The 12,203-nt window shown below is 41.9% G+C and carries 12 protein-coding genes; 4 read left to right on the forward strand and 8 right to left on the reverse strand.

Annotated elements, in window-relative coordinates:
- Nucleotides 1-10: 10 nt before the first annotated feature.
- Nucleotides 11-832: an ABC transporter permease subunit gene (locus ACTWPF_RS03740; RefSeq protein ID WP_161464264.1), complete on the forward strand. Its 822-nt coding sequence runs from the start codon at nt 11-13 to the stop codon at nt 830-832.
- A 41-nt stretch (nt 833-873) separates the two neighbouring features.
- Here the strand turns inward: ACTWPF_RS03740 and ACTWPF_RS03745 are convergent, their stop codons facing one another.
- Entirely contained in the window at nt 874-1,494 is a 621-nt protein-coding gene (locus tag ACTWPF_RS03745) for a YesL family protein (RefSeq protein ID WP_443148326.1), read from the reverse strand.
- A 257-nt stretch (nt 1,495-1,751) separates the two neighbouring features.
- Here ACTWPF_RS03745 and ACTWPF_RS03750 point away from each other — a divergent pair, with 257 nt between their 5' ends.
- Nucleotides 1,752-2,900, forward strand: coding sequence for an ROK family transcriptional regulator (locus tag ACTWPF_RS03750; RefSeq protein WP_443148327.1), 1,149 nt, complete (start codon nt 1,752-1,754; stop codon nt 2,898-2,900).
- A gap of 126 nt (nt 2,901-3,026) precedes the next feature.
- Here ACTWPF_RS03750 and ACTWPF_RS03755 read toward each other — a convergent pair whose 3' ends face one another.
- Nucleotides 3,027-3,788: an MBL fold metallo-hydrolase gene (locus ACTWPF_RS03755; protein WP_443148328.1), complete on the reverse strand. Its 762-nt coding sequence runs from the start codon at nt 3,786-3,788 to the stop codon at nt 3,027-3,029.
- 129 nt (nt 3,789-3,917) lie between these two features.
- Here ACTWPF_RS03755 and ACTWPF_RS03760 point away from each other — a divergent pair, with 129 nt between their 5' ends.
- Nucleotides 3,918-4,328 (forward strand): Lrp/AsnC family transcriptional regulator, encoded by a 411-nt coding sequence (locus ACTWPF_RS03760; RefSeq protein WP_443148329.1) that lies wholly within the window; start codon nt 3,918-3,920, stop codon nt 4,326-4,328.
- A 133-nt stretch (nt 4,329-4,461) separates the two neighbouring features.
- Here ACTWPF_RS03760 and ACTWPF_RS03765 read toward each other — a convergent pair whose 3' ends face one another.
- The gene (locus tag ACTWPF_RS03765) at nt 4,462-5,190 is read right to left on the reverse strand and encodes a MurR/RpiR family transcriptional regulator (protein ID WP_238018139.1); all 729 of its coding nucleotides are present in this window, start codon (nt 5,188-5,190) and stop codon (nt 4,462-4,464) included.
- Nucleotides 5,191-5,380: 190 nt separating this feature from the next.
- Here ACTWPF_RS03765 and ACTWPF_RS03770 point away from each other — a divergent pair, with 190 nt between their 5' ends.
- Nucleotides 5,381-6,709 (forward strand): 6-phospho-beta-glucosidase, encoded by a 1,329-nt coding sequence (locus tag ACTWPF_RS03770; RefSeq protein WP_443148330.1) that lies wholly within the window; start codon nt 5,381-5,383, stop codon nt 6,707-6,709.
- Nucleotides 6,710-6,852: 143 nt separating this feature from the next.
- Here the strand turns inward: ACTWPF_RS03770 and ACTWPF_RS03775 are convergent, their stop codons facing one another.
- The 5 genes from ACTWPF_RS03775 to ACTWPF_RS03795 all read right to left on the reverse strand — a co-directional run bounded on the left by ACTWPF_RS03775 (nt 6,853) and on the right by ACTWPF_RS03795 (nt 11,922).
- Nucleotides 6,853-7,038: a hypothetical protein gene (locus ACTWPF_RS03775; RefSeq protein WP_106897868.1), complete on the reverse strand. Its 186-nt coding sequence runs from the start codon at nt 7,036-7,038 to the stop codon at nt 6,853-6,855.
- 188 nt (nt 7,039-7,226) lie between these two features.
- A complete protein-coding gene (locus ACTWPF_RS03780) occupies nt 7,227-8,267 on the reverse strand; it encodes an aldose epimerase family protein (protein WP_443148331.1) in 1,041 nt (346 codons plus the stop codon).
- A gap of 12 nt (nt 8,268-8,279) precedes the next feature.
- Nucleotides 8,280-9,752: a UDP-glucose--hexose-1-phosphate uridylyltransferase gene (galT, locus tag ACTWPF_RS03785; RefSeq protein WP_443148332.1), complete on the reverse strand. Its 1,473-nt coding sequence runs from the start codon at nt 9,750-9,752 to the stop codon at nt 8,280-8,282.
- Nucleotides 9,749-10,750, reverse strand: a complete 1,002-nt coding sequence (galE, locus tag ACTWPF_RS03790; protein ID WP_443148333.1) for a UDP-glucose 4-epimerase GalE — start codon at nt 10,748-10,750, stop codon at nt 9,749-9,751. The genes galT and galE overlap by 4 nt, the downstream gene beginning before the upstream one ends.
- Nucleotides 10,747-11,922: a galactokinase gene (locus ACTWPF_RS03795; RefSeq protein ID WP_443148334.1), complete on the reverse strand. Its 1,176-nt coding sequence runs from the start codon at nt 11,920-11,922 to the stop codon at nt 10,747-10,749. Before ACTWPF_RS03795 ends, galE begins: the two co-directional genes overlap by 4 nt.
- Nucleotides 11,923-12,203 lie beyond the last annotated feature (281 nt).

The raw sequence follows: 12,203 nt of genomic DNA on the forward strand, positions 1-12,203 counted from the left end.
GGGTTATATAGTGGGACGAATTGGTTATATTATACTTTACTTTTGCTTAGGTCTTGTTGCATTATTTCAGATATTCCCGATCATCTGGTTATTCCTATTTTCTTTAAAAGATAATAAAGAAATATTCTCCGGATCACCTTTTGCGTTGCCAGCAGAATTTCGCTGGGAAAACTACGTGAAGGTTTGGGAAGGCGGGATTGGACTTTACTTCTGGAATAGCATTTGGATTACAGGGATTGCGATTATTTTAACTGTATTACTGGCAAGCATGGCTACCTTTGTTATTACAAGAATGCACTGGAAGCTTAGTAAACTGGTATTAGGTTTGTTTATGATTGGTTTAATGATCCCAATCCATTCGGCGATTATCCCTTTATTCAGTATGTTTTTAAATGTCGAGTTAATTGATAATCCATGGTCAATTGTCATTACATACACGGCATACAATCTACCCATAACCATGATGATCTTGCTAGGATTCTATTACACACTACCACGTGAAATAGAGGAGGCAGCTATTATTGATGGTTGTTCCATTCATCGCATGTTTTTTAGAATCATTCTTCCGATGACGATGCCGGTTATGTCTACTACCGTCATTATTAACATGATTTATAACTGGAATGAGTTTGTGTTTGTGAATACCTTTATCAGCTCTGATAAGTACAAAACCCTTACTGTAGGGATTCAGAACTTTATTGGCCAATATATGACAGATTGGGGGGCGATTGGCGCAACCTTAATTATAAGTGTCGTTCCCATTTTACTCGCCTTCCTCTTTTTCAGTAATAAAGTGGTGGAAGGGATCTCCTCGAGTGCAATAAAAGGATAAGCAACATCCCCTTGGTTTCATTGACGCAAGGGGATGTTTTTTTATTGAACACGTTGCTTTTTTTTGATTCTATCAAACGCATGAAGGCAAAGCCACATTGTAATAAAAGCGGAGGAGGGTGCCCCAAAGAGGAAGGCTAATGCTGGAAGATAATCCACTAGAAAGTAAAGGGAAATAAAACATACTGCCATAAGCAGGCTATGTAATGGATGAATGAGCATAATGAGGAAGGCATTCTTAAATAATCTACCAAGATTTAAATCATAATGTACAAATGCAGGGAAAAGATAGCAAAGATAGATAGAAAACAAGAGTATAAATGCAAATAAGGGGGAGAAAGTCCAGGTTGGCAAAATGCTTCCATAAAAACGAACGAACCAAATATCAGCACCAATTAATACTACCACTCCCATAAGCAGCATTCCGAAAAGGTTACTTTTCCAAAAGTCTTTTTTATAATAGCTTAAGTATGTCTTAAAGAGTGGCTGCTCTGTTTTCCCTCTCAACCAATCTCTCATAATAGCAAACATAGCTACTGTCGATGGGAAAAAACCGAGGAAGATTCCACCTATCAAGGAAAAGAAGATCCAGAGAAGTTGAACATAAGCAAATCTAGTAATCCATTCCATTATCGTATATAGAACATTTCCTGAATTATTCATCATTCTGTCCCCCAAAGTATGTATCACGTTACCTGTCTCTATTATAACGGAAAGCGAATACATTCTGCAAAAAGATAGTTGGACCTACAAGTTAGTAAAAAAAGACTTTTTTGATTAATCGTCCTAACTGTTTAACCCTCTATTCACCACCAAAACTAGCGTGTGAACAGAGCCTCCGCACATCTTGTATATGATATACTTAACGGTATATATTCTTATAAAATTTGATAGAATTCATAGAGAACAGGAGCGGTAAAATGCAACGCGGTACCTTCCAATTAATGAAATCCGTAAATAAATCGATCATTTTAAATAAAGTACGAACAGCCGAACCAATCTCCCGTGCGCAAATTGCGAAAGAGACAAAGCTTACACCTCCCACTGTCAGCAGTATTGTGAAGGAACTACTGGAAGAGGGAATTATTAGAGAAAGCAGTCTTGGAGAATCACAAGGTGGCCGGAAGCCAACCATGCTACATATTAATTTAGATGCTTTTTATGTCATTGGGGTGGACGCTGGGCCACAGAGGGTAACAAGTATATTGACAGATCTGGCTGGGAATATCATCCACCGTGCTGATAAGCAGCTGTTTACACCTATAACAAATGAGCAATTCATGGGAGTTTTAAAGGTTACGATAAGCGAAACAATTGAAGCCTCGAACAGGGAAAAACGCGAAATGGTCGGTATTGGTGTTGCCATGCATGGGGTAGTCAATGTGGAAACAGGAACCTCGCTCATTGCGCCAAACTTAAACCTGAAAAACATTCCGATAAAAGAAGAATTAGAGAAGGAATTCGAGCTTGATGTAAAAGTAGAAAACGACGCGCGGGCCATGGCATTAGGCGAGTCATGGTTTGGTGGGCATGCTTCAGCCAGTATGGTTGCCGTAAATATTGGACATGGTGTCGGTGCAGGGCTCGTAATAAATGAAAAATTATACCACGGGGATCGGGATATCGCGGGGGAAATCGGCCATATGACGATCGATTTGCATGGCCCTACATGTACATGTGGGAATACCGGATGCTTACAGGCTTTTGTATCAGGACCTGCTATAGCGGCACATGCCCACAAAGAGGGACTAACTGGTGAGGACATTGCCAAACTGGCCAAGAGTGGGGACCAGGAAGCAACTTCCCTCCTAGAGGAAACGGGCAAGCTGATCGGTATTGGATTAGTTAACCTCATTCATTTGGTTAACCCAGAGAAGATTGTACTTGGTGGAGGGGTGATGAAAAGCGAGAAGTTCATCCTGCCAGCGATTAAAGAAACCATTTCAGCCAGAGGCCTTACTCAAGATGCCAAAGAAACCAACGTATCTGTTACAAAGCTTGGTGATCATGCAACATTACTGGGAGCTGTAGCACTTTTGCTTGTGGAGTTGTTTGATCCGGTAGGGTGAGGAAAGTAAATAGTATAAGAAAGTAGGAGTAAAAAGAGAGGGAGTCCCAAGATAGGGCCTCCCGTTAAAAAGGAATCGTTTAAACGAGAAAGTCTCATGCCATAAATCGCAAGCAGTCCTTGTTTATTAAACTGTGTAACTTTCCCCGTCATTTGGCACTAATACATGAGATGCGATACCTTTTTCCTTCGCAAAGCTCTTTAATTCTTCTCTCGACAATGTCCAATGATTTACTGCTTCCATATGAACAGAAACAATTTGAGCATTAGGTGCTGCCTTGTGTACCTCGTAAATATCCTCTTTCCCCATTACTAAAGAACCGCCTTCATAAAATTGGTTATCACCGCCATTGACGACAATAATGTCAGGGTTATGCGTGTCGATTGCCTCCTGAACCCCTTCATACCAAACCGTATCTCCAGCTACATATAATGTCTTTTCTGAACTATGCTTGAAAACAATGCCACAAACCAGACCAGAAAGTTTTAAAATTTCTCCGCGTCCATGCTCGCCTTTGGTCTTACTTAATTGGATTCCTCCAAAAACAGTGTCCTCTCGTAATACCTCGACATTATGGAAATTGCTATTTCTAACTTCTTTGGCATCTTCTTCATTTTGGGTAAATAATTTGATTCCTTTCGGCAATAGTTTTACTGACGCTTCGTCCCAGTGATCAGGGTGCAGGTGTGTGACAATCACAGCGTCTACATCTTTAACAATCTCTTTCACAGATACAGGCAAGGCTACCAAAGGATTGTTCTGATCCTGTCTAGGTGAATTCGGCAGAGGAGCATAAGCGCCTTTTTCCCCTAAATACGGGTCGATTAAAAACTTTTTCCCTGCATATTCTACCACGAGGGTTGCATTACGAATTAACTTTATATCCATGTTTTGAACTCCCTTATTTTGAGATTATTAGTAAAGCCTGTATAGTTTATAATAGAACGAACTTATAGATAAACAGATAAAATAAAGTCTTTTGCCTCTTTCGCTTTATTTTTGAAAGGAGTTCAATAAATGCTGGATCATACCGATATGCGTATTTTGGAGGAATTAAGTAATAATAGTAGACTTTCCATGAAGGAACTAGGTGCAAAAGTCCATTTGACCGGGCCTGCTGTATCAGCCAGGGTAATGAAGCTAGAGGATGAGGGTGTAATTGAGGGATATTCTATTAAGTTGAATCAAGCTAAGCTAGGATATTTTGTACATGCATTTATAACAATCATTACGAAAAGTACTCACCATGCTCCGTATTTATCGTTCCTCAAAACACAAGAAGGTAACATAGTCCGTAACTATAAAATTAGTGGGGATGGCTGTTACCTTCTTGAATGTAAATTCCCTTCGAATGAAGTACTAAATACTTTTTTGGAAGAGTTAAACGAGCACGCAAACTACAAATTATCAATTGTTATTGGGAAGTAGCGAGCAATAGAGAGGAACGGCACCTATGTAAAATCGATAATTTCCATACCAAAAAGCTTCCATTGCGCATAAGTTGAAAGGTTTTATTATAAGAGCAGCATCAATTGCTAAAAGGAAGCCCATAAACTCAAATTTACTTCCTAGTTCGTATTTCATACACTTTTCTTGCTAGCTCTTCTAATATATAAATAACAGGGATTTGTGTCGTCACATTGGACTCGGCAAAAAATTCCTCCGTCACATAATAGGATACATTGTTATCAGAAGCCTTGGCGATCGTGGATTGCATGTTATTTGTGATACTTAAAATTTCACTACCTTTTTCTTTAAGCTTATGAATGTGAGATAAGGTAATCCCGCTTTCACCAGAAACGGACAATGCAACGGTAACGCAGTCATGTAAGTCGGCGTGAATTGGAAAATACCAGTCTTTTAAATACGTGGAGAAAGTGCCTAAGCTCGATAGATACCTAGCACCATATTCTGCAAGCGCCCCTGAACTGCCAATCCCTATGAAATATACATGATTCGCTTTAGAAATAGCCTCTGCAGCATCCTCTAGCTTGGAAGTAAAGCGCTCATTTTGGGTGCGCTCAAAAAACTCTGCTAACACGTGTTGGCCACTTTTAACCTTCATGTTAGGTTTTTCATCAAGTAAGAGCTTTAACTTTACTTTAAACTCTGAGAAACCATCACAATGTAATTTTCTACAGAAACGCATAATAGTAGATGTAGATACATGTGATTCATCAGCAAGATCGCGTATGCGCATATAAACGACTTTTTCTTTATGCTGCATGACATATTTATATAGAAGCATTTCTAGATCATTAAACGATGCGATAACCTCATTTGTAAACAAAGGCTTAGCCCCTCCTGAAATAGTAGTCTATTTGTTTAGTATAAACTAAATAGGAAACACTGTGTGACGAATGCGAAACAAATTGCTTTCGATGAAACAAAAATCTAACGCTTTCATAAGCCTATCAGAATCCTATAGTCTCCTATAGAATAGGGTTTGTACGTTCATTATCTATTTAGGAGGATGAATTATGAGCAAAGGATTGAAGATTGCGACGATCGGTGGAGGTTCAAGCTATACGCCGGAATTAGTAGAAGGATTTATAAAACGATACGATGAGTTACCAGTACGTGAATTATGGCTGGTGGATATAGAAGCAGGGAAGGATAAGCTAGAAATAGTGGGAAACCTTGCAAAACGAATGATTAAAAAAGCAGGACTGCCAATTGAAGTTCATTTAACATTAGATAGAAAAGCAGCGATAAAGGATGCTGCTTTTGTAACAACCCAGTTTCGTGTCGGCCAATTGGACGCACGTGCTAAAGATGAAAGAATTCCGCTAAAGCATGGAGTGTTAGGCCAAGAAACGAATGGACCTGGTGGACTTTTTAAGGGATTGCGTACGATTCCCGTTATTTTAGACATTGTAAAAGATATGGAAGAGCTTTGCCCAGATGCTTGGTTAATTAACTTCACCAACCCTGCTGGTATGGTAACAGAAGCCATTCTTCGCTATACAGATCACGAAAAAGTAGTTGGTTTATGTAATGTGCCAATTGGTATGGAAATGGGAACAGCAAAGCTATTGGATGTAGATCACTCCCGTATTCGAATTAATTTCGCTGGCTTGAATCACATGGTATACGGATTAGACGTGTATTTGGACGGTGTAAGTGTCAAAGATCGTGTTATAGAATTGTTAGCTTCTCCAGAGAATAGTAGCTTTGTGAAGAATATAGACGGGCTAGGATGGGAGCCAGAATTTATTCGTGCGTTAAACGCTCTAACCTGTCCATATCATCTTTACTATTATAAGCGTAATGAAATGCTGGAGAAAGAGCTGAAAAACTTTAAAGAGGGCACGACGAGAGCAGAAGTAGTGAAAAAATTAGAAGCGGAATTATTTGAACTATACAAAGATCCTAACCTCTCCATCAAACCACCACAGTTAGAAGAGCGAGGCGGGGCGTATTACAGTGATGCAGCAGTTCGATTAATTTCATCTATGTATAATGATAAGCGAGATATTCAACCGGTTAACACAAAAAATAATGGATCGATCGCAAGCATCCCGAATAACTCAGCAGTGGAAGTGAGCTGTGTGATTACCAAAGAAGGGCCTAAGCCGATTGTAAATGGGGACCTGCCAGTTGCCGTGAGAGGTTTAGTACAACAAATTAAATCATTTGAACGTGTAGGGGCAGAGGCGGCCGTAACGGGTAACTATGATACCGCATTACTTGCGATGACAATCAACCCACTTGTTCCTTCTGACAAAATAGGAAAAGTAATATTGGATGAAATGCTGGAAGCACATAAAGAACATTTGCCACAGTTTTTCCAAGCTGTTGAGAAATAGGTATAAAAAGGGAAGGATAACGTCGTTCACGGTATTGTGGAGAGATAATCTTAAGCTTTAACAGCTATTCTCAAACTCGACTAACATGAAAGAATGCTTGGATACATGGTATCCAGGCGTTTTTTTGGTTTCCTTTAAAAACATTAAATAAACCCAAACAACCAAACAACAAGCGTCATGCTCACTATCCCCCAAGCTGTAGTTCCCGCTATCCACCAAAGTATCTGTTTAGTAGAAGCTTTGTTACTTTCCATATGTTTCTTCATAGAAATGAGAACAATAAAGCCGATTATGATAAAACCAATCGCTATCCAAAATAACGGATCCATTTTTATCCCCCCTTTTCGTAATCGTAACTCCTTATTCCTTTTCTAATATACGATTTGTATTAAAATGCGTTTCATTTCTTGCTGTATTTTTTTGCCTATGCAATGAACATAAATTTTGCGATTAGAATCAACAAATTAAAAAAAGTGGCGTACCAATCAAGATGCAAATTGGTATGCCACTTCGTTAGTTACAAAACCTCAAATTCAAACAAAGTTCTAGTCTGATAAACTTCCCCGGCTTTCAGCACTACTCCCGGAAATCCTTCGTGATGCAAGGAAGCGGGGGAGGCTTGCGTTTCAAAGCAGGAACCAAGATACTGCCGTGAAATCCCTTCCTGTAGCTGCAATCCTTCAGGCAAATTATTCGATGTATACATCACCATGCCGGGCTGGTCTGTTTGCACCGTCATTTTTCTGCCAGAGACCGGGTCAGCTGCTGTTGCTTTTGTTTCCTTATTATTTTCGTTAAAAATAAAATAGTGATCAATGCCCTGCCCAGCGACACGATTTTGTTCCGTATCTCCATTAAAACCATCCTGTAGGGCACGGGCTTTACGAAAGTCAAAGGTCGTTCCATCTACGGAAAGCAGCTCACCTGTCGGGATAAGCTTTTCATCAAGCTCTACAAAATAATCGCTATCGATTGATACATGTTGCTCATGCAAGGTATGCCGTAAATCCCCGCTCAAGTTAAAATAAGAATGGTTCGTCAGCGTGAGCGGTGTTGTCTTGTCAGTTGACGCCGTATAGTTGATCTCAAATTGATTGCTTTGATGAAGGGTGTAGGTGACCTGAACGTCTACCTTTCCCGGATAGCCCCCTTCCCCGTCGGCTCTTGTATAAGAAAGAACAAGTCCCACAGCATCGGCCTTTTCAAAGGGCTCTACATCCCAAATAACCTGATGAAATCCTGTTGAGCCACCATGCAGGTGATGTACGCCCTCATTATTTTCCAGCTTATATGCCAGGCCATCCAGCACAAATTGGCTGTTCGCAATTCTCCCTGCCACTGGTCCGATTATGGCACCGAAGTAATTGGGGTTGCTTTGATACTCCTTATAATCGGCATAGCCAAGCACAACGTTTTCTAGGTTGCCAGCTTTATCTGGAACGAGCATTTTTGTAATAATGCCACCAAAGTTTAGTACGTTAACTTGCATCCCATGATCATTCGTAAGGGTATATTCCTTCCAAGCCTTCTCCAAATTCCTGCTCTCTATTTTCACCATGATCCCACCTTTTTATAATGTGTGAAGGAAGCGCTGAAAAGCATCCTTCCCTTTAAAGACGCCGGCATCCTCGAGAACCCGGACGAATTTTTTACCAAGCTCGTGCTGGATGATGTTTTTCGCTTCTGATGCTAACTCTATCGTACCATATGTTTCTTTTAGCTCTGCTGCCCAATGCTGATGAATCGGGACCACCATAGCGTTCTCGCCCATCAACTCTTTTTCTAGTTCAACAAGCTCTTCTTTCAAACGAGCAGGTAGAACGGCAAGGCCCATTACTTCAATCAGACCGATGTTTTCCTTTTTAATATGGTGCACATCAGCATGGGGATGAAAAATTCCCATTGGATGTTCTGCTGACGTTCGATTATTGCGCAGGACAAGATCTAGCTCGTATTTGCCATCACGCATACGCGCAATCGGGGTGATGGTGTTATGGGCAACATCACCTGTAAACGCCTGAATGGCTGCATGCTCATCGGAATACCTGCTCCATGTTTGAAGAATGTGGTCAGCAGCATCTAGTAGCTGTGCTTTTTGCTCACTTTTTAAGCGGATAACGGAAAGTGGCCAATTTAGGACTGCTGCATGAACATCTGGAAAATCGCCGAGCGTAACAGGAAAGGCTTCTGCCGCATTGCTCATGGCAAAATCATAACGCCCTGCCTGATAGTGATCATGGCTCAGAATCGAACCGCCAACAATCGGCAGGTCTGCATTGGAACCAATAAAATAGTGCGGGAAAATATCCGTGAATGCGAGCAAGCGGGCGAATGCTTCCTTGCTAATTTTCATGTCACGGTGTTCTTCTGCAAGTAAAATGCTGTGCTCGTTATAGTAAACATAAGGAGAATACTGGAAGTACCACGTTTCTGCGCCAAGGGGCACCCGAATCATCCGATGATTAGCCCTTGCCGGGTGCCCAGTACGTCCTGCATAGCCTTCGTTTTCGATACAAAGCACACACTTTGGATAATCAAGTGCCTGCTTCATCTCCCGCTCGCGCCTAATTTGCTCGGGGTCTTTTTCTGGTTTGGACAAATTAATCGTAATATCCAAGTTCCCGTATTTGGTTTCGGTTTTAAAATGGACGTTCTTCTTTATCCGATTCATTTGGATATAGTTGCTGTTTTTGCTGAGCTGGTAAAAATAATCGGTTGCCTCAATTGGTGAGACATTATATTTTTTATAAAACTGTTCATTAACCACTGAAGGGCGTGCAATAAAGCAATTCATGATGTTGGCAGATATCATTTCTTTTTCCTCTAACACATCGGCAATGATGCCTTCCTTGATGGCGTAAGAAGTTATCGCCTCCAGGATATCCGGAATGGTGCGTTCTGTATCTGCTGAATTTATTTCCGGAAAGGATGGGAGCTGCAAAAGCTGCATTACTTGATTGCGTGCGTAAATTTCATCAGCAGGCTCGATTAATTTTTCGGTAATGGCTTGCTGAACGAGGGCAGCGATGTCTTCATAAATCATTTGCTGTCACCCTCCTCGTACCCGTTTGGGTGTGATGTATGCCAGTTCCAAGCATCCTGCATAATCGTATGGATAGCAGTGCGTTTTGGGTTCCATCCTAGGATGCGCTTGGCTTTTTCTGGACTCGCGATTAAAACTGCTGGATCTCCAGCACGGCGCGGGCCAGACTGTGTAGGGATCTTTTTCCCTGTTACCGTACGTGCCGCCTCAATCATTTCTTTGACGGAAAAGCCCTGACTGCTGCCAAGATTAAAAATGTCACTACTTCCGCCATTTTTTAAATACTCCAGTGCAAGCAGGTGGGCTTCGATTAAGTCCTCGACATGCACATAATCGCGGATGCACGTCCCATCAGCAGTGTCATAATCTTCACCAAAGATGGTAATATGGTCGCGCTGGCCAAGGGCGGCTTGTAAGATGATCGGAACGAGATGTGTTTCCGGACGATGATCTTCGCCGATTACCCCTGACGCGCGGGCGCCAGCTACATTAAAGTACCGCAAGGAGACATAGCGGATGCCATGAGCCTGGGCAGCCCAGCGCATCATCTTTTCCATCGTCAGTTTCGTCTCGCCATACGTGCTTGCAGGGTTTGTCGGCATTGCCTCCGTGATTGGCACGGCTTCTGGTTCTCCGTATGTCGCAGCAGTAGAGGAGAAGACAATCTCTTTTACACCATGCTCGACCATTTCCTCGAGCAAGATCTGGGTGCCATAAACATTATTATCAAAGTATTGTAATGGCTTATCCATCGATTCTCCGACAAGCGAGCTTGCGGCAAAATGAATGACAGATTCAATTGATTCATTGGAAAAAACCTCGTGTAAAAAGTCGCGCTCGCGGATATCTCCCTTGTAAAAGGTAGCTTTCGGATGAACAGCCGCCTTGTGACCTGTCAGCAAATTATCTACCACCACTACGTCCTTACCACTTTCAATTAATTGATAGACCGCATGGGAACCGATATATCCTGCCCCGCCTAACACAAGAATGCTCATCTCATCACTCCTTCAGTTATTTCCTTTGCCCCGTCGCCAATGCTTGCAGTATAAAAGGTGGCTTCATAGCCGTTTTTCTTTTTATAGGTGGACTGGATTTGTTCTTTTACCGTATCTAACTTCGTATTTTCAACAATCGCAATTGCACATCCACCAAAGCCTGCACCTGTCATTCGGGCGCCAACAACGCCATCTAATTCCCATGCTGTCTCCACAATCGTGTCGAGTTCTTCCCCGGTCACCGCATAATCCTCTTTTAATGAGAGGTGGGAAGCGTTCATCAACTTCCCGAAAGCTTGTATGTCGTTTTCTTCTAGCTTTGCTTTTGCCTCTAAAGTGCGAGCGTTTTCATAAACGGCATGTTTAGCGCGTTTTGCATGGATCGGGTCTTTGATAAGGTGTTTGTTTTGCTCAAAAGCTTCCTTGGAAAGTTCTCCTAAACTTGTGATGTCAAGCTCCTCCTGCAAGTTAGCAAGTGCTGTTTCGCATTGACTGCGTCGCTCATTATATTTTGAACCGGCCAATGTACGTTGTTTGTTTGTATTGATGATGAGGATCGAATGGTTTTCTAGTACGAGCGGGGCATAGTGATATTCCAACGTTTGGCAGTTTAATAGAATTGCATGCTCCTGCTTGCCCATGCCGATAGCAAATTGATCCATAATGCCACTGTTTACTCCAATGTAGTTATTTTCTACATGTTGTCCGAGCTTTACCATGTCAATTCGGTCAAGTGTTACGTCGAATAACTCCTCAACAAGCACTCCTGTCACCATTTCGATCGAGGCTGAGGAAGACAATCCCGCACCATTCGGAATGTTTCCGTAAAATAAAATATCAGCCCCTGTTTCTAGTTGGTTCCCTTTTTCGATGATGGCGCGGATCATGCCTTTTGGGTAGTTGGCCCAGCTGTCAGCCTCATTGTAATCAAGGGCATGAATATCAGATTCAATCACCCCAGCATCTGGGAAATTCATCGAGTAAAAACGTAGCTTTTGATCCGAACGCTTGCTGGCAACCGCATACGTGCCAAACGAGATGGCAGCAGGGAAAACATGACCGCCATTATAATCCGTATGCTCCCCAATCAAGTTGATACGCCCCGGGGCGAAGAACATACGTGGCTGGCTTGATGTAGGAAAAACCTTTTTAAAATCCGTAACTAAATTCATGATATCCTCCTTGTTTGTTTAGTTTATTAATTTAATTAATTAAGTTAAGCTTACCTTGTTTCTCGTAATCTTTCAAGCGCTTTCTTGAATAAAATGAAGGAGGTTTTGGAGGACGCGTGTGATTCTTGCGAAGTCGCGTGTTAGCCTTATAGAGTCGAGCGGAAAACACGAAAAGTCGAGCGAGAACATTCCAAAGTCGAGCAACAATCTCAAAAAGTCGAGCGAGGACTACCCGATGTCGAGCGAGGATCTCCGAAAGTCGAGCGGCAGCCATCCAAAGT

The sequence above is a fragment of the Oceanobacillus sp. M65 genome (assembly GCF_052246275.1).
Taxonomy (GTDB): Bacteria; Bacillota; Bacilli; order Bacillales; family Amphibacillaceae; genus Oceanobacillus_B; species Oceanobacillus_B jordanicus.